General features: G+C 35.5%; 17 protein-coding genes. 9 read left to right on the top strand and 8 right to left on the bottom strand.

All coding sequences use genetic code 11. The features are described from left to right. Nucleotides 1-65: 65 nt before the first annotated feature. From MP477_RS15010 to MP477_RS14980, 7 genes are all read left to right on the top strand, one after another. Complete coding sequence (locus MP477_RS15010; protein WP_257191036.1) at nucleotides 66-632, top strand: Crp/Fnr family transcriptional regulator; 567 nt, start codon at nucleotides 66-68, stop codon at nucleotides 630-632. A gap of 56 nt (nucleotides 633-688) precedes the next feature. Next, the gene (def, locus tag MP477_RS15005) at nucleotides 689-1,270 is read left to right on the top strand and encodes a peptide deformylase (RefSeq protein ID WP_257191035.1); all 582 of its coding nucleotides are present in this window, start codon (nucleotides 689-691) and stop codon (nucleotides 1,268-1,270) included. Nucleotides 1,271-1,329: 59 nt separating this feature from the next. Next, nucleotides 1,330-1,935, top strand: coding sequence for a hypothetical protein (locus MP477_RS15000; protein WP_257191034.1), 606 nt, complete (start codon nucleotides 1,330-1,332; stop codon nucleotides 1,933-1,935). Nucleotides 1,936-2,298: 363 nt separating this feature from the next. Beyond that, entirely contained in the window at nucleotides 2,299-2,547 is a 249-nt protein-coding gene (locus MP477_RS14995; RefSeq protein WP_257191033.1) for a hypothetical protein, read from the top strand. 97 nt (nucleotides 2,548-2,644) lie between these two features. Beyond that, a complete protein-coding gene (locus MP477_RS14990; RefSeq protein ID WP_257191032.1) occupies nucleotides 2,645-3,808 on the top strand; it encodes an iron-containing alcohol dehydrogenase in 1,164 nt (387 codons plus the stop codon). Nucleotides 3,809-4,155: 347 nt separating this feature from the next. Next, nucleotides 4,156-4,620, top strand: a complete 465-nt coding sequence (locus MP477_RS14985) for a lipocalin family protein (RefSeq protein WP_230034670.1) — start codon at nucleotides 4,156-4,158, stop codon at nucleotides 4,618-4,620. 66 nt (nucleotides 4,621-4,686) lie between these two features. Continuing rightward, nucleotides 4,687-5,343 (top strand): GDSL-type esterase/lipase family protein, encoded by a 657-nt coding sequence (locus tag MP477_RS14980; RefSeq protein WP_257191031.1) that lies wholly within the window; start codon nucleotides 4,687-4,689, stop codon nucleotides 5,341-5,343. Between the two features lie 59 nt (nucleotides 5,344-5,402). Here the strand turns inward: MP477_RS14980 and MP477_RS14975 are convergent, their stop codons facing one another. The 4 genes from MP477_RS14975 to MP477_RS14960 form a co-directional block, all read right to left on the bottom strand. Next, nucleotides 5,403-6,755, bottom strand: coding sequence for a DEAD/DEAH box helicase (locus MP477_RS14975; RefSeq protein ID WP_257191030.1), 1,353 nt, complete (start codon nucleotides 6,753-6,755; stop codon nucleotides 5,403-5,405). Nucleotides 6,756-6,969: 214 nt separating this feature from the next. Then, entirely contained in the window at nucleotides 6,970-7,479 is a 510-nt protein-coding gene (locus MP477_RS14970; RefSeq protein WP_257191029.1) for a hypothetical protein, read from the bottom strand. A 144-nt stretch (nucleotides 7,480-7,623) separates the two neighbouring features. After that, nucleotides 7,624-9,273 carry an AarF/ABC1/UbiB kinase family protein gene (locus MP477_RS14965; RefSeq protein WP_257191028.1) on the bottom strand — a complete coding sequence of 550 codons (1,650 nt, stop codon included), beginning with the start codon at nucleotides 9,271-9,273 and terminating at the stop codon, nucleotides 7,624-7,626. 142 nt (nucleotides 9,274-9,415) lie between these two features. Continuing rightward, complete coding sequence (locus MP477_RS14960) at nucleotides 9,416-9,625, bottom strand: cold-shock protein (protein ID WP_230034658.1); 210 nt, start codon at nucleotides 9,623-9,625, stop codon at nucleotides 9,416-9,418. A 197-nt stretch (nucleotides 9,626-9,822) separates the two neighbouring features. On the opposite strand from MP477_RS14960, the gene MP477_RS14955 reads away from it, so the two are divergent. Beyond that, complete coding sequence (locus MP477_RS14955; RefSeq protein ID WP_230034656.1) at nucleotides 9,823-9,981, top strand: hypothetical protein; 159 nt, start codon at nucleotides 9,823-9,825, stop codon at nucleotides 9,979-9,981. 207 nt (nucleotides 9,982-10,188) lie between these two features. Then, a complete protein-coding gene (locus tag MP477_RS14950; protein ID WP_257191027.1) occupies nucleotides 10,189-10,833 on the top strand; it encodes a hypothetical protein in 645 nt (214 codons plus the stop codon). Nucleotides 10,834-10,930: 97 nt separating this feature from the next. Here the strand turns inward: MP477_RS14950 and MP477_RS14945 are convergent, their stop codons facing one another. From MP477_RS14945 to purD, 4 genes are all read right to left on the bottom strand, one after another. Then, nucleotides 10,931-12,439 carry a carbon-nitrogen hydrolase family protein gene (locus tag MP477_RS14945; RefSeq protein WP_257191026.1) on the bottom strand — a complete coding sequence of 503 codons (1,509 nt, stop codon included), beginning with the start codon at nucleotides 12,437-12,439 and terminating at the stop codon, nucleotides 10,931-10,933. 318 nt (nucleotides 12,440-12,757) lie between these two features. Then, nucleotides 12,758-13,723 carry a hypothetical protein gene (locus MP477_RS14940; protein WP_257191025.1) on the bottom strand — a complete coding sequence of 322 codons (966 nt, stop codon included), beginning with the start codon at nucleotides 13,721-13,723 and terminating at the stop codon, nucleotides 12,758-12,760. A gap of 200 nt (nucleotides 13,724-13,923) precedes the next feature. Continuing rightward, nucleotides 13,924-15,453 (bottom strand): glutamine-hydrolyzing GMP synthase, encoded by a 1,530-nt coding sequence (gene guaA, locus MP477_RS14935; RefSeq protein WP_257191024.1) that lies wholly within the window; start codon nucleotides 15,451-15,453, stop codon nucleotides 13,924-13,926. A gap of 162 nt (nucleotides 15,454-15,615) precedes the next feature. Then, complete coding sequence (gene purD / locus MP477_RS14930; RefSeq protein WP_047485326.1) at nucleotides 15,616-16,854, bottom strand: phosphoribosylamine--glycine ligase; 1,239 nt, start codon at nucleotides 16,852-16,854, stop codon at nucleotides 15,616-15,618. Nucleotides 16,855-16,942: the final 88 nt, after the last annotated feature.

The raw sequence follows: 16,942 nt of genomic DNA, 5'->3' as shown, positions 1-16,942 counted from the left end.
CATTTCAATGACACAATAAGCATTTACCTTATTTAAAGCATTACATTTATCAAATATTTAAGACTATGGGTTACATCAGAGCATATTACGAACAGATTGTCAAATTGCAGGAATCGGAATGGGCATTTATTGCAGGGCATTTCCACAGAAAAGTATATGCCAAAAATGAAATTATTACCCAGCACAAAGGTATCGAAGAATTTTTATCCTTTATAGAATCGGGATTGGTAAGATTTTATATTCCTGATGATGAATATGGGTATACCTTCAGTTTTGGTTTTGAAAAGGAATTTACCTGTGCTTATGATTCTTTCCTTACCCAAACCCCTTCTGAATACGAAATGCAGGCTTTAACAGAAACTGTGGTATGGCAGATTTCTTATGATGATTTACAGAAAATTTACAGCCACACCAACGTTGGAAATCACCTGGGCCGTTTTGCTTCTGAGAAATTATTTTTAGCTAAGAGTAAAAGAGAACTTTCTTTACTAAAACTTACTGCCAAAGAGCGTTACTTAAAATTATTCACCGAGCAGCCTGAAATGGTGAAACGTGTTCCTTTAAAATATATTGCTTCTTATATTGGAATCACTCCACAGGCCTTAAGCCGAATTCGCAGACAGATTAATTAACATAGGTTCATTGTATACCTGCATGCTACTGCAGAACTTTGCAGAAAAATATGACAATGAAATTATCTATTTGGGCATATGGCAACGCTATTTTAAAACAAAAATGTTCGAAAACAGAAAGGGATACCCCGGAAATTCAGAAGCTCATAACCGACATGTGGGAAACCATGGAAAATGCCAATGGCTGTGGTTTGTCATCTTCACAAATAGGAAAAGCCTTACAGCTTTTCATCGTTGACAGTAAAATTGTTTTTGAAAACCTGGGTAGTGAAGAGCAGATACTCTACTTTGGTAAAAATGACAAGGGAATAAAAGAAACTTTCATCAATGCTAAAATAATCAATAGCTCAGCAGAAACATGGGAAGACTATGAAGGATGCTTAAGTATTCCCGGTCTTTCTCAAAAAGTAAAAAGACCATGGGAGATCACCATCGAATATCTGGATGAAAATTTTTTGCTACAGACCAAAAACTATATAGGACTTACCGCCAGAATTATTCAGCATGAATATGACCATACTCAGGGAATTTTATACACCGACTGCCTGAAGCCCCTCACAAAGAAGATGATAGAATCTAAGCTGAAAAAGATTGCTGACGGAAAGGTTACTTCAGGATATCCAATGAAATTTTTATAGCAATGAAATTCTCCAGATCAATTGTTAATTCCTAAATTTGCAGGAAAGCACTTTCCTTTATGAAAATAATCATCGCCTTTTCCCTGATCCTATCCAATCTGTTTTTTGCCCAGATCACGGTTCCGGATGATTATAAAAAAATTCCGGATATCCTGGATACTGCCGATTATTTGTACCCGTTTATTGTTCCTGATAAAGAATACCAATACTGGCGTGTGCTCAGCAATGATACTGACTATGAAAAGGCTGTTATTTATGAAAGTCAGATGCCGGATTTTATGACCATTAATGAACCTGTTCCCGAGAAAGGTTTCTTTCAGAAATGCATTGGTAATAACTGTTTTTCATACATTCTGGCTTGTAAAAACGAAAGATCTGTATATTTTTCCAGCGAACAGCAGCTCAGAGATTTTATTGGAAGTATAGATAATCTTCCTGAAGCTATTTTATTGGCAAAAACGTATGGATATTTAATTGACACAAAGAATAGATTCACAGGCTCTTATAAAATAGAAGACCGTTATATTTCACTATATGCTTTACAATCTAAAGGTTGTCCTGTTATTAATGAATCATTTTTACTTACAATCAATAGGAAAACCGGAAAAATAGAAGCAAAAAGTAACGGAATCTATTCCAAAAATGAAGACTGCTCGGTCTTATAACCTGTTGAAAAAACGCAAGGCCGCAAAGTTATTTACAAAGGTTATCCTGTTATTAAAGAATCATTTTTAATTTTATTCCAAAAGCGAAGACTGATCGGTCTTATAACCTGTTGGAAAAACGCAAGGCCGCAAAGTTATTTACAAAATTTAATGCTATAAGACGCAAGGATTTTATCTTCGATAAAAATTAAACGGACTATTTCGTCTTCAAATGGTTTTTTAAATATACTCCGCAATCTAAAGGTTCCGGTAATAGTTCCTCTTAAAAAACATTGTCATTTAGCTTCAGCTTTTAAAGATCTTTTTAATTTATAATAAGTTTACATCATATTTTTCTGTAATTTCGTTATATAACTTAAAAACATGAAAAACAACAAATTAAGTCATTTATCTTTGGAAGAATTACAGACAAAGAGAAAAATTTTACAGAATATCACCATTGGATTTGGCATTGTAATCCTGATAGCCTTTGCTATTCTTCTATTTTTATCTGTAAAAAGTAAAAATCCGGTACTTATAGCTGCAGGCGTGGGATCTTTAATTACACTTCTACCAAGCTTTATCAATCTTGGGCAGATCAACAACGAAATAAAATCCCGGTCTTCAAAATAATTTTCCTGACCGCTTAATCGTCATAATTTTACCACTTTCTTAACTTTAATTTCTTTTTGCATTTTGTAAATTTGACTTATAAAAAAATTTACAAAGAATGCTTAATTTCGAGTTTAAAAACCCAACTAAAATACTTTTCGGAAAAGGTGAAATCGCTAAAATTTCCAGGGAAATTCCTAAAGACGCCAAAATATTAATGATCTATGGTGGAGGAAGTATCAAAAGCAATGGCATTTATGATCAGGTGAAAGACGCTTTAAAAGATCATGACTTATATGAGTTCGGCGGTGTTCCTGCCAATCCGGAATATGAAGTGCTGATTAAAGCTATAAGTTTCATCAAAGAGAACAACATTACTTATCTTCTTGCTGTAGGAGGTGGTTCTGTAATTGACGGTACCAAATTCATTTCTGCAGCCGCTAACTATAACGGAGAGCCTTGGGAAATACTGAAAAAACAGGTAAGAACTTTTGAAGGGGAAGGAATGCCTTTCGGAAGTATTTTAACGCTTCCTGCTACAGGTTCTGAGATGAATTCCGGCTATGTAATTTCCAGAAGGGAAACCAACGAAAAATTATCTTCCGGTGGTCCGGGACTATTCCCACAGTTTTCTGTTTTAGATCCTGAAGTAATCAGGTCAATTCCTAAAAATCAGATCATTAACGGAATTACTGATGCTTACACCCATGTTTTGGAACAATACATGACTGCACCGTCTTCTGCTGATCTTCAGGAGAGAATTGCTGAAAGTATTTTGATCAGTCTGCAGGAAACGGCTCCAAAAGTACTGGCAGATGATTTCAACTACGATGCTGCCGGAAACTTTATGTGGTGCTGTACAATGGCCTTAAACGGGCTGATCCAGAAAGGAGTAATCACCGACTGGGCTGTACACGCAATGGGACATGAACTGACAGCTTATTTCGGCATTGACCATGCAAGAACTTTAGCGATCATTGCTCCTTCTCATTACCGTTATAATTTTGACAATAAAAAAGGAAAACTGGCGCAATACGCTGAAAGAGTTTGGGGTATTAAAGACGGAACTGTAGAGGAAAAAGCAGAAGCAGGAATCAAAAAAATGGAAGACTTCTTCCATAGCCTACAAATTAAAACAAAACTTTCTGAATACACAGAAGACTACAAAGGTACTGCTGAAAGAGTAGAAAAAGCCTTTACGGACAGAAACTGGCTGGGTCTTGGAGAATATAAAAAACTGACTCCCCAGGATGCTTTTAAAATTGTGGAAATGAGCTATTAATATAGACAGGAAAACAATAATGATATTAAAAGCGGGCTATAGTCCGCTTTTTTAGGTGTTACTAAAGCTTCAGGCACATTATACGGATGATGTTCATTGAAAATAGTTCGTCTCTTGGGGATTTTTTGATATATATTCTAAGGAGAATAAAGTTCTTTCTATCAAATTTTAATAATAAAATGCTGAATCTTCAAACGAATTGTTTTTCTACCTGCCGGCTTGGTAGCTTTAAAGCCAGACCATAATTCCAAATTATCTTATTTATAAACATTTGTTTAAAAAATAATGATTTCATTATAAATATTTCAAATTTATTTATATTTTAGCATATTCTTAAATTTGTGAAAATGAAAAAACAGCTACTTTTATTTGCCTTTTCTGCTTTGGCGCTTACTTCTTGTAAAGATGATGATATGCAAGCTTATGAAATGGATATTATTAAAGGAGATTGGAAAGAAACCAAAAGAGAAGTTATTTCCGGAAAAGATAATAAAACGGTGCTTTCTTCTTCTACTCCAGAAGGGTGCGATCAAAAAAACACTCTTTTCTTCAGAACCGATTTTTATGTCAGTTATACTGCTTATTCCGGCACAGGGGGGGCAGACTGCCAGGTTAACGGAAAGAGTGAAGGAAAATACACCTATGATGCTGATGCTAAAATTTTAGGGATTAAGTTTGATGAAGATGAGAACAACAACTATAGGGTTGATATATTATCCGGTACAGAACTTAGATTGGCTCAGCAGTTTGGTAACTATGACCAGGATGGAGATAAAATTCCGGATGTGACGTATGTATCCTACAAAAGATAAATGATAAACTCCCGTTATTAATCGGGAGTTTTTTATTACTTTTATCTGAAATTAAAAATTGAAACAATGAAGAAGATTCTCTCAGCATTTCTAATGCTGTTTTTTGCTATTTCCTTTTCTCAGGAAAAAAAACCAATGTTCTGGCAGGACATCCAAAATTTCAAAAAAGAAAATCAACAAAATCCACCCCCTAAGGATGCTATTTTGTTTTTAGGAAGTTCATCTTTTACCAAATGGACTGATGTGGCATCTTATTTTCCTGACAAGACAATCATCAACAGAGGTTTTGGAGGCTCAAGGCTTACAGACCTCAATGATTTTGCTGATGACCTTTTAGCGCCCTATCAGCCTAAACAGATTATTATTTACTGTGGTGAAAATGACTTTGCGGACAATCATCAGCTGAAGGCTCAAAAATTAGTTAACCGGTACAAGGCTTTCTACAAAAAAATCCGTGAAAGGTTTCCAAATATTGAAGTGGATTATATCTCAATAAAGTACTCTCCGAGCAGAGAAAAACTGTGGCCACAGATGAAAGAAGCCAATAAAAAGATTGCCGCTTTTATGAAAAAACAGCCTAACGCCGAATTCATTGATGTTACCAAAGCCATGGAAGATGCCAACGGAAAGGTAAGGAAAGATATTTTTGTGGAAGATATGCTGCATTTTAAACCTGAAGGATACCAGATCTGGAAAAAGGTGATGGATCCTTATATGAAATAAAATATTTCCTGGAATAACATATAAAAATAGGCTGTCTCAAAACGAGGCAGCCTATTTTTTTATTTCTTTCTCTTAGATTTTGATATTGCCTTTTGCTGGGCTCTGTTGGCTCCAAATTTTTTCGGCTCTTTTCTTTTTGAAGGTCCACCCCAGTTTTCCTTTTTATTCTTATCCTTTTTCTCGTGAAATGCTCCTCCTCCTTCATTCAGTTTTACCTGTACAGGGTTTTTCATTACCACTTCATCTTTTTCAGAAGCAATTTTGGCAGGATTAACTTTCACTTCTTCAGGGAAGTCATGAAATATCAATTCTTTATCCATCAATAGCTCGATATCAAGAACCAAAGGCTCTTCTTTCTTCGTTACAAAAGTGATTGCTTTACCGTCTTTATCCGCTCTACCTGTTCTACCGATTCTGTGGATATACTGCTCCGGAATATCAGGCGTTTCAAAATTGATCACATGAGTAATATTGGAGATATCAAGACCTCTGGCCATTACATCAGTGGTAATCAGCCCTCTAATCTCTTCATTCTCAAAGCTTTTCATTGCCTTAAGCCTATAGTTCTGAGATTTATTCGAGTGGATCACGTCAAACTGCCCAGGAAACAGCTCATCAATTTTAGTAAAAAGAAGGTCGGCATGTCTTTTATTATTATTAAAAATCAGAACTTTAGACATATCTGTTTTAGTCTTCAATAAATGCTCAAGTAAATTGATCTTGGTATTGAAGTTTTCAACTTTATAAGCTGTCTGTTCTATTTTTTCAAGAGGAGTTCCGGATTTTGCCAATGAAATTTCTACCGGATTAGCAAAATACTCGTCCAGCATTACATCTACGGCTTCTGTCATGGTTGCAGAGAAAAGAATATTCTGTCTCTTCTCTCTCATCATTTCAAAAATATGGGTAAGCTGTGGTCTGAAACCTAAATTAAGCATCTCATCAAATTCATCAATGATCAGTCTCTGAACTTCTTTCAGGGAAATGGCATTATCTATGGCAAGGTCCATTACCCTTCCCGGAGTACCTACCAGAATATCACAACCGTTATTGAACAGCAGTTTTTGGGTATTGATATTTTTTCCTCCATATATTCCAATTACTCTTGCAGTAGTATTTACAGTCAGTTTTTCAAGAATTTCAGCTACCTGAACTACTAATTCTCTTGTAGGAACAAGTACCAAAACAGTTGGATTTCCTGCTTTATTGTATTTCCAAGCTTTAAGAACTGGCAGAAGATAGGCTAATGTTTTACCGGTTCCGGTTTGGGCAATTCCCATTACATCTCTTCCGGAAAGAATAGGCTTTATACTCTTCTCCTGGATTGGAGTAGGTTCAAATAATTCCATATCCGCTAAAACATCAAGAATTTTAACCGGCAGGTCAAAATCTGCAAAAGTGAGTTTTTCCATTTTGCAAAGATAGGTATTAAAATGTATAATGTAAAATCAGGTTTTAGGAGACAGGCAGAAGGGGCTGTGAGGAAGAGGGATATGGAGACTTTGAGACCGTATAACCGGTAATCAGCAGCTTTTGATGCCAATGATCGTGTTTTTAGAAAATGGAATAAAGATATATAAGATATGAGATTTCAGATTTCAGAACTGTGTAAAAACCTGAGAATTTTTAATTTATTTTAAAGCTTTTACTGCTCACTTTAATATCATCATTTTCCCATTTGCTTGAGGTAATGATAACATATCCTTTCTTTTTCGGGTCTTTTTTAATAGGAAATTTTTCTTCCTCCCATTGATTACAATGTGTAGAGATAGGAGGAACTAAAGGTTTCCAGCCGGTTTCACTTAATGTATATGCATAAAATGGGTGCCAGCAGCTTGTACACCATCCGGGATAAAAGCCCATCTCATCTTTTCTATCACCATTAAGGTCTCCCAGGTTATATAAAGTACCGTCATAGGCCGGAGAAATGATGAATGGCTTTATCTTTTTATCACTGAAATAAATAGTTGTTTCACACTTTCCATCACAGCCATCATTACAGTCATTAACTTTAGTGTAGGCATTTTCTTTTGTTCCGTTACCGTCAAAATCTCCCAACACTCCTTTTTCAGAAGTTACCTGAGCCATAAACAGTGAACTCCAGAAGATAAAAGCAGATACAATACTAGTTTTCATGATTATTTTGTTTTTTTATTGGATACATAGCTCCTGGTTTTGAAGTGTAAATTTATTGATCATATGTGATAAAGCCAAAAACTTTCAACCCACCTCTTAACTCTTAACTCTTAACTCTTAACTTCAACCCTTACTCCTCCTCTCCTATTTCCTTGTTATTCTAAGCAAAATAACTAAAATTAAAATGACTGAGAAAACAAATCCCAGCACAGCAACCAGAGAGAGTTCTCCTATCCGCGGTCCCGATTCAGAGGCAAAAACAATGGCTGTAGCAATAATATTTGCACCCAATATCATCGCCAGAATCAGATTGGTCACACTGGATTTTATCAGCTGATTCGTTTTTTCAATATTTTTGATTTCACTGGAGACCGTAAATTTATTTTCATCCAGTTTTTGAAGTACAGAACGGAGTTCTCGGGGAATTTCATCTACATTATCCGTGAAATTCATCATTTTATCCAATCCCGTTTTTAAAATATTCTTGGGATTGATCTTTTTGGTGAATATTTTTTTGGTGTAGGGATGAAGGCTTTTAACGATATCCAATTCGGGATTAATATTTCTGCCCACTCCTTCTATCAGGCTGATTCCTTTAAACAGGAGATAAAAATAATCGGGCATATAAAGCCTGTTATCTTTCAGGATATCCTTCATTTTATTGATGATAACCTGAATATTAATTTCCTGCAGAGATGAGCTGTGCACAAAGTTCAGAATATCTTCAACATCATTTTCAAATCTCCTTTCATCAGGAATCTCATAGCTTATTGCCATTTTTTTGAGATAGCGAACTATTTTATGTGGATTTTTGGCAACAAAACTGACGATCAGATTTTCAAGAATCTCCTTATCATTAGGCTGAATTTTACCCACTGCCCCAAAATCAATAAAGACAATTTTTCCGTCCTTTTTCACTAAAATATTTCCGGCATGCGGGTCTGCATGAAAAAATCCGTAATCTAAAATCTGAGAAACAAAAAGCCTCAATCCTGCTTCAGATACTTTTACAGGATCAATATGATTGGCTAAAAGAGCTGATTTATCTGTCACCTTTATTCCATCAATAAATTCCATACAAAGAATATTGTTATTGGAAAATTCTTCGTATATCCTGGGAACGTAGGTTTCTTTATTATTTTTAAAATTAAGACGGAACTGTTGGATATTATTTTTTTCGTTAATCAGGGAAACCTCCTCCAATAATGATTTTTCAAAAGTAGAAATAGCTTGCTTCAGATTGAGTTTCTCTCCTATTTCGGAATAGGCTGATAATAGTTTCTCCAAATCCTTTATCAACAGCAGGTCGTCTTCAATTACAGATTGTACATCAGGCTTTCTGAGCTTTAAGATCACCGGGCTTCCATCCTGCAAGACCGCTTTATAGACCTGGGCAATAGAAGCTGTAGCCAGAGGTTTTTTCTGAATCTCCAGAAAATGGTCTTTTACAGAAATATTAAACTCATTTTCCAGCATATCTTCCACATCCATTTCTACTGTTTCTACCTTGTCCTGTAGTTTCTGTAATTCCTGAATAAGCTCTGGTGGCAAAAGGTCCTCCCGGCTGCTAAATGTTTGCCCAAGCTTTACAAAAGTAGGGCCCAGCTCTTCCAGCACCAATCTGATTCTTTCATAAACTGTTCCTTTTGAAATAATTTCATCTGAATTGGCTGAAACTTCTTCCTGCTTATTTCCTCCATTCATTCTTGCCAGCATATCTTTAAAACCGTATTTACTCAACACGGAAATGAGCCTGGCAGACCTTTTCAGTTTTCGTTGCTGCTTGTCAAACATAATATATTAATAATAAGTGCAATTTACTCCAAAAACTGTTCCCAACCTTATTTAAAAAAAAAGTGTTTAATAAAAAAACTGCCAGAACACTGACAGTTTTTTTGTACTCAATTTTTAGATTTATTTATCTTTTCATTCTATTTTAGTTATTATCTACTACCCTGACATTTTCTGCCTGAGATCCTTTTGGGCCCTGTACAATATTAAATTCTACAACCTGCCCTTCTGACAAAGATTTTAAAGAGCCGACAATCGCTGAATGATGACAAAAAATAGTATTTTCACTTCCTTCCAGGGTAATAAAGCCATATCCTTTCTCTGTGTTATACCATTTTACAGTTCCTTTTTGCATAATTTTTCAGTTTTTATTAAAAAATAAATATAATCATTCTGAAGCATATATTAAAAATTTCAAACATATAATCAACATTTTACTGCATTTAAATCAATCATAATAATAAAATTCTAACACTAGTGATAAAACATAATATATTTTTCTATATTTACGGCGTACAAAATAATAAAACAAACCAATAAAAGTATTACAAAATGAAAAATTTACGTAACAACAAACTATCAAGAGAACAATTAAAAGGTATTGCAGGGAATGGTATCATCATCGGTAACTGTTCATACCAGTGCTGTCCTACTGATGGAAGACCTCAATGTCCGGGATTAATCTGCCCGGCTGTAGTATGTCCGAAGTAAAAATAAGAGTAAATTCAAGTCCTGAAAAGGATAATAGTTAATAAATCCGGAGAAAATTCTCCGGATTTATTGTTTTTTGTTCATCAAGCTATATATATCAACAAATGGAGAATTTGGAACAATAAAAAAAGGTTTTCGGATAATAAAAGGTTTTCTTCCGCAGCATACATTTGTAGCAGAACAAAATAAATAGTAAAAAACCAAATTATGTTGCGAAAAATCATTTCAGCAGGTCTGCTTACCATCTTTTTTGTAATGGTAGCTCCACAGGTAAAAGCACAAATGGGCTCGACAAATTCAATTGCTGCAGCAATGACTTCTAAAATGGATTATTTAAATCTTACTGAAAGCCAAACCAACAAAGCCTTATATTTTAATAAAGTGGCTGCTGAATCTCTGGATGCCCTTGATGAGAAAGTTGGAGACAATTCTAACATCCTGAATAACAAAGCCATTTCCAGTGAGTTAATAGGAATTATGGTACAGCGTGACAAATCATTGAGGACCATTCTAACTCCTGAACAAATGACAAAGTTTGAAGCCAACAGAATCAAAGAGCTGGCCGGTTATAGAACTTTAGTTATGATCTCTTTACTGGATCTTACTGATGAGCAGATTCCAAAAGCTTATACGATCAATCTTAAAGCAGCGGAAGGCATGCAGAATGATCTGGATAAAAGGAATAACAGCAATAAAAAAACAAATGATCAGGAAGCGCGCCGCATTATCACTGATGGATTTAAAAGTGTGGATAAAGATTTTGAAACGATCCTGAGCCCATCACAGTTAAAAACATATAAAGACAACGAGCAACTACTTATAGATGCTGTAAAGCATGATAAGAAGGTATAATTGCGCCCTATTTATACTTCTCCAATTTATTTATTATAGACTCGTTTTAAACCACCTCTGCTACTGAGGTGGTTTTATGTATTATACTTATTTATTGTTATTTCAGATAAGTATCATAAAGATCTTTTCTTCTGTCATTCATCACCTGTACTGAGCCGTTATGATGAAGATCTTTCAGTAAATTTAGGTCTACATCCACTATTAAGGTCATTTCCGTGTTTGGGGTAGCTTCTCCTTTCACTGCATTCGAAGGAAAAGCAAAATCTGAAGGAGTAAATACTGCAGCCTGCCCAAACTGGATGTCCATATTATTAACTCCCGGAAGATTTCCTACACATCCCGCAATGGCTACATAGCATTCATTTTCAATAGCTCTTGCAGCAGCACAATGACGCACTCTGATATAAGCATTCTGTGTATCAGTAAGATAAGGTACAAATAATATCTTCATGCCCTGGTCTGCTAAAATCCTCGGTAATTCCGGAAATTCTACATCATAGCAGATAACAAGGCCTATTTTGCCACAGTCGGTATCAAAAACTCTAATTTCATTTCCTCCCTTCATTCCATAATATTTCCTTTCATTCGGGGTAATATGGATTTTTCTGTATTCATCGATACGGCCGTCCCGGTGTAACAGATAGCTTACATTATAGAGATCATTATTATCAGGGTCAAAAACAGGCATACTTCCGGAAATAATATTTACATTATAGCTGATAGCCAGCTCGGAAATTTTATTCTTGATACTCTCACTTAATTTGGCCAGTTCTATCATACTGTCTCTTTCTGAAAGTTTATTGAAAGGCGCCAGCAAAGGTGTATTGAAAAGTTCGGGGAATAATACGAAGTCTGATTTGTAATCTCCCATTACATTGACAAAAAACTCCACCTGCTCATAAAAGGCATCAATATTCTTAAAATGCCTCATCTGCCATTGTACCAGCCCTAACCGGATAATGCTATCCTGCATTGTATTCGGTTTTTTACTGTAATAGATATTATTCCATTGCAGAAGAACGGCATTTTCCAATGACGACTCGTCTTCGGGAAGGTATTTTTTCAGAATTCTTATAGGAAGAAAGTTATTGGAAAGCTGAAAAGATAATACAGGATCATAAATTTCCTTGTCTCTCACCCTTCGTATGTATTCCCTTGGAGAAAGCTCATGACTGTATTTATGATAGTTCGGAATTCTACCCCCCAGAATAATTGATTTCAGATTAAGAAGCTCGCATAATTCTTTTCGGGCGTCATAAAGTCTTCTTCCCAGGCGCAGCTCACGAAACTCCGGATCTACAAAAACCTCAATTCCATACAGGACATTTCCTGTTGACAAATGGGTATTAAATGTATAGTTCCCTGTAATATCCACATAGGTGTGATCATCTCCGAATTCATCATAGTTCACAATAATGGAAAGTGCTACTGCAGCCAGTTTTCCATCTACAGTAATACAGATCTGACCTTTGGGAAATATCCTTGTAAGTTTTTCAATGCTTTTTTTAGACCAGATTGATTCTGACATCTGGGGATAGGCACGCTTCATTGTTACAACCAGTTCATCATAATCCTGAACGCTCAGGGGTCTTGTTTCTATTTGCATTTGATGTAATTTTACCTAAATTTAGGGAAAATATTTCACTTGAGCTCTTATAGATAAAGTGCTTTCACAATCATTTTTGTAATACTTATTTTGATTATATGGAGAACCTAACTTCTTTTTCTGCTAAAGATTTTATTTAATGTAACTTAACAAGCCTTACTCTTTAATATTAATTTATTTTTTAAGCATTGGAGTTGCTTTAAGACAAGATTGGTAACAAAAAATCCCACCAAAGGGCGGGATTTAGATAGCAAGTTCAATACTGAATTGCTTCTGCTAAATTATTTCATTTGAATCTATTTTTTAGATTCAAATGGATTAGTTTACTACCCCGAATTTTTTATTCTTAAAGTCCAATATAACAATGTTATTGACAAAAAAAGCATTTCCCGTCAGACCATCTACATCTTCAGCTTTATTAAACTCCTGAAGTCTCTTATTATCGTTATACCAGGCATAATCATTTTCTAGTTTTCTTTTTCCCAGATACACTTTTTCTTTAATCGGGCGTCCATAGAATTTAACCTTTTCTCCCCATGAATTAGCAATAATAGTGTCTATTTTACTGGTTTGATCTACCAATGAAGTCCACAATTCTTTGCTGGTATTGATAGGAAATAAGCTTGCTCCTGTATCAAACAAGAACCAATGGGTTTTATTGGCAATAGTGAGTGGAATGTGCAACCTGCCATTATTAGATTTAGCATCTACAAATATTGTCACTTTTTTCCAGTAGTTATCTAATGAATCAAGGATACACATTCTTTTATTTGGATAGTCGATTACTAATACTTTATTTTCAAATACATCTGCGCCCAACGTTCCCATGTGTTTGGGCTTCTTGGTAAACAGTGAGTCTTTAGGTATTTTATCTCCGTAATTGTCTTTATACACCAAATTATCTTTAGACAATTTTCCAAATTGATAGATCAGTCCTTTTGTCTTGTATACTGTTTTTCCGCCATTATCTGTAGACTTAGAGCTTTCTATGAGAAAGTTTTTTATTTCGCTTTCTGTGTAGTAGCTATTTATTGCATTTCCGTAGATCAGTGTTGCATCACTTCCCAGATCAAACTGCAGGGTAAAATCAGTATTTAAATCATTTACTTTAACAGGAACAAGCATCGCCACTTTATCAAAATTCTTCCCTGAAATTTTTGCAGAATACCATGAAAACGGGAACCACGAATAATTTTCTAAAGAAGATCTATTTTTATGGGAAATCATACAACTGGCCAGTATTGAACCAAGGCTGATCATTATTAGCACATGTTTTATTTTCATTTTCCGGAGATTAGGTTTTAGTAGAATTATGACGCTAAATGTATAATAATTCTACAGATAAACAATCCTTATCTATTTTTAACTTAAATATTGAAAATAAGGATCTAAGAACCTCAAAAAATTGTCTATGTATTATAACAAAAAATCCTGCTTATAAAGTTATAAACAGGATTTTTTTATTTTAAACAGATGATCTAAGGTTATTCCCACTCAATAGTTGCAGGTGGTTTGCTTGAGATATCGTAAGCTACTCTGTTGATTCCTCTTACTTCGTTGATGATTCTGCTTGAAACAGTATCTAAGAACTCATAAGGCAGTCTGCTCCATGTTGCCGTCATAAAGTCGATGGTATTGGCAGAACGAACTACTGCTGTGTATTCGTAAGTTCTTTCGTCTCCCATTACTCCTACAGATTTTACCGGTAGAAGGACTACGAATGCCTGAGATACTTTCTCATAAAGATCATTTTTGTATAATTCTTCAATGAAAATATCGTCAGCTTCCTGAAGTATTCTTACTTTTTCAGCATCTACAGCTCCCAATATTCTGATTCCTAACCCAGGTCCAGGGAAAGGGTGTCTGTATACCAGGTGATGAGGAATACCCAATTCTTCACCTACCTTTCTTACTTCATCCTTGAAAAGCTCTCTTAGAGGCTCTAATAATTCGAATTCCATATCTTCAGGAAGTCCTCCCACGTTATGGTGAGACTTAATTACTGCAGACGGTCCGTTTACAGACTGGCTTTCGATAACGTCAGGATAAATAGTACCCTGGGCAAGGAACTTAGCACCTTCAATTTTGTGAGATTCTTCGTCAAAAACGTGAATAAACTCGTTTCCGATAAGTTTTCTCTTTGCTTCCGGATCATCTACTCCCGCTAATTTTGAAAGAAATCTTTCCTGAGCATCCACCATTTTAATGTTCATATGGAAATGTTCTCCATACTGATCCATTACTTTTCTTCCTTCGTCCTTTCTCAATAATCCTGTATCTACGAAGATACAAGTCAACTGGTCACCAATTGCTTTATGAATTAAAACTGCAGCTACAGAAGAGTCTACACCTCCTGAAAGGCCAAGGATCACTTTGTGGTCTCCTACTTTCTCACGGATTTCTTCAACTGTTTTTTCGATATAGTTGGTCAGCTTCCAGTTTTTCTCTGCATTACAAATTGCAAAAACAAAGTTTTCCAGCATTTTCCCTCCTTCTTCGGTATGAGAAACTTCCGGGTGGAACTGAACACAGTAGATTTTAGTTTCTTCATTAGAGATCGAAGCAATTACTCCTGATTTTGCATTTAATTCAAAACCTGCAGGAAGCTCTCCCACTTCATCAAAGTGGCTCATCCAAACCACAGAGTTTTGAGTAACCCCTTTTAATAGAGAGCTTTCTTTAACGATCTCCAGATTTGCTTTACCGTACTCTCCTTTTTCTCCTTTATTTACTTTACCTCCTAAAAGGTGTGCTGTCATCTGCATTCCGTAGCAAATCCCCAATACAGGAACTCCCTGCTCATATAATGCTTTCTCCACCAGGTGCGCATTTTCTGCATTTACAGAGCTTGGCCCCCCGGAAAGGATAATTCCTTTTGGCTGTTTTGCTAAAATATCTTGTAAAGGTGTATTGTAAGGTAAGATTTCAGAGTATACCCCCATCTCACGGATTCTTCTTCCGATAAGCTGATTGTACTGGGATCCGAAATCTAAAATAATAATACCGTTGTTCATTTTTGATGATTGATTTGTTTGAAAGATATCAGATTTCAGACATCAGGTCTCAGATTTTTGGTCTGAAGTCTGGAATCTGGCATCTGAACTCTTATTTCTAAATATTAACTGTTTTACAAAAAAAGACTTGGAATGTTTCCAAATCTTTTTTCGTGATTTTTATTAGAACTTTCCGATGTCTTCTCTGTAGAAGCCATAATCGAAATGTACGTGGCTTGCGTCTTCGTAAACTTTCTTGCGGGCATCTTCGAAAGTAGCTCCTGTAGCAACAATGTTCAGAACCCTGCCGCCATTGGAAACTACTTTATCTCCTTTTCTCATAGCACCGGCATATAATAGCTTACTATGCGTTACTTTATCTTCACCTGTAATCTCGAAACCTGTTTCGATATTTCTTGGATAGCCTCCTGAACACATGACAAGGCATATTGCTTTTTCGTCTTTAAACTTAAGCTCAATATCTTTTCCGTCCATACAATCCTGGATTACATCCAGAAGATTATTTTCCATAAGAGCCATCAATACCTGAGTTTCAGGATCGCCAAATCTCATGTTGTATTCAAGAAGGTAAGTTCCTTTTTTAGTGATCATTAATCCGAAGAAAATGATTCCTTTAAAGCTGAAACCTTCTGCTTTAAGACCTTTAACGGTAGGTTCTAAAATATTCTGTTCGAAATCTGCATAATGCTCCTGAGTAAATTCAGGGCTTGGTGCTACTGAACCCATACCTCCTGTATTAGGGCCTGTATCTCCTTTTCCAGCCTTCTTATAGTCTTTTGCGGCAATACAAGGGAATAATTTTTCTCCGTTAGAGAATGCAATAATTGAAGCCTCAAAACCTTGTAAATATTCTTCAATAACTAAACGGATACCGGCATCACCATAAATTCTTCTGATCATGAAATCATGGATGGTAGCTTCTGCTTCTTCAAGTGTATCACAGATTACCACTCCTTTTCCGCCTGCTAAACCGCTTGCTTTGATTACTAAAGGATATTCCTGTGTCTGTACATATTCTTTAGCTTCGTTATATGAATCAAATACTACAGCTTTTGCCGTTTTGATATCATAGGTCTGCATAAACTTCTTAGAGAAAGCTTTACTTCCTTCCAGGCTTGCCACTTTTTGAGTAGGACCAAAAACTTTAAGATCGTGCTGCTTAAATTCATCCTTTAAACCGGCTACCAATGGAGCCTCAGGACCTACAATCGTTAAGTCAACTTTTTCTTTAATAGCGAAATCTCTAAGTTCTTTGATTTCCGATAAATGAACATTTTTCCCAATTACATCGGTAGTAGCATTCCCGTTGGCAAAAAACATTTTAGAAATTCTAGGGTCATTCTGAAGTTTTGCTGCCAGAGCTGATTCTCTACCACCTTCACCTATGATTAATATTCTCATACTTTATTTATTATCTAGTCTAATTTACAAATATATAATTTTGAATGCTATAAATACAATCCCTAATTATTTTTTAATTCTATTTTAA

The organism is Chryseobacterium sp. WG23, from assembly GCF_024586575.1.
Taxonomy (GTDB): Bacteria; Bacteroidota; Bacteroidia; order Flavobacteriales; family Weeksellaceae; genus Chryseobacterium.
Note: the sequence above shows the minus strand (reverse complement) of the source record. Positions and strands in the feature narration are given on the sequence as shown.

What these genes read in the sequence shown, in the direction of transcription:
- MP477_RS14965 (WP_257191028.1), bottom strand. Translation starts at nt 9,273, where the DNA reads ATGTTTGACAAGCAGCAACGAAAACTGAAAAGGTCTGCCAGGCTCATT.
- MP477_RS15010 (WP_257191036.1), top strand. Translation starts at nt 66, where the DNA reads ATGGGTTACATCAGAGCATATTACGAACAGATTGTCAAATTGCAGGAA.
- def (WP_257191035.1), top strand. Translation starts at nt 689, where the DNA reads ATGAAATTATCTATTTGGGCATATGGCAACGCTATTTTAAAACAAAAA.
- MP477_RS14945 (WP_257191026.1), bottom strand. Translation starts at nt 12,439, where the DNA reads ATGCAAATAGAAACAAGACCCCTGAGCGTTCAGGATTATGATGAACTG.
- MP477_RS14975 (WP_257191030.1), bottom strand. Translation starts at nt 6,755, where the DNA reads ATGGAAAAACTCACTTTTGCAGATTTTGACCTGCCGGTTAAAATTCTT.
- MP477_RS14985 (WP_230034670.1), top strand. Translation starts at nt 4,156, where the DNA reads ATGAAAAAACAGCTACTTTTATTTGCCTTTTCTGCTTTGGCGCTTACT.
- MP477_RS14995 (WP_257191033.1), top strand. Translation starts at nt 2,299, where the DNA reads ATGAAAAACAACAAATTAAGTCATTTATCTTTGGAAGAATTACAGACA.
- MP477_RS14980 (WP_257191031.1), top strand. Translation starts at nt 4,687, where the DNA reads ATGAAGAAGATTCTCTCAGCATTTCTAATGCTGTTTTTTGCTATTTCC.
- MP477_RS14955 (WP_230034656.1), top strand. Translation starts at nt 9,823, where the DNA reads ATGAAAAATTTACGTAACAACAAACTATCAAGAGAACAATTAAAAGGT.
- MP477_RS14940 (WP_257191025.1), bottom strand. Translation starts at nt 13,723, where the DNA reads ATGAAAATAAAACATGTGCTAATAATGATCAGCCTTGGTTCAATACTG.
- purD (WP_047485326.1), bottom strand. Translation starts at nt 16,854, where the DNA reads ATGAGAATATTAATCATAGGTGAAGGTGGTAGAGAATCAGCTCTGGCA.
- MP477_RS14950 (WP_257191027.1), top strand. Translation starts at nt 10,189, where the DNA reads ATGTTGCGAAAAATCATTTCAGCAGGTCTGCTTACCATCTTTTTTGTA.
- MP477_RS14990 (WP_257191032.1), top strand. Translation starts at nt 2,645, where the DNA reads ATGCTTAATTTCGAGTTTAAAAACCCAACTAAAATACTTTTCGGAAAA.
- MP477_RS14970 (WP_257191029.1), bottom strand. Translation starts at nt 7,479, where the DNA reads ATGAAAACTAGTATTGTATCTGCTTTTATCTTCTGGAGTTCACTGTTT.
- MP477_RS15000 (WP_257191034.1), top strand. Translation starts at nt 1,330, where the DNA reads ATGAAAATAATCATCGCCTTTTCCCTGATCCTATCCAATCTGTTTTTT.
- MP477_RS14960 (WP_230034658.1), bottom strand. Translation starts at nt 9,625, where the DNA reads ATGCAAAAAGGAACTGTAAAATGGTATAACACAGAGAAAGGATATGGC.
- guaA (WP_257191024.1), bottom strand. Translation starts at nt 15,453, where the DNA reads ATGAACAACGGTATTATTATTTTAGATTTCGGATCCCAGTACAATCAG.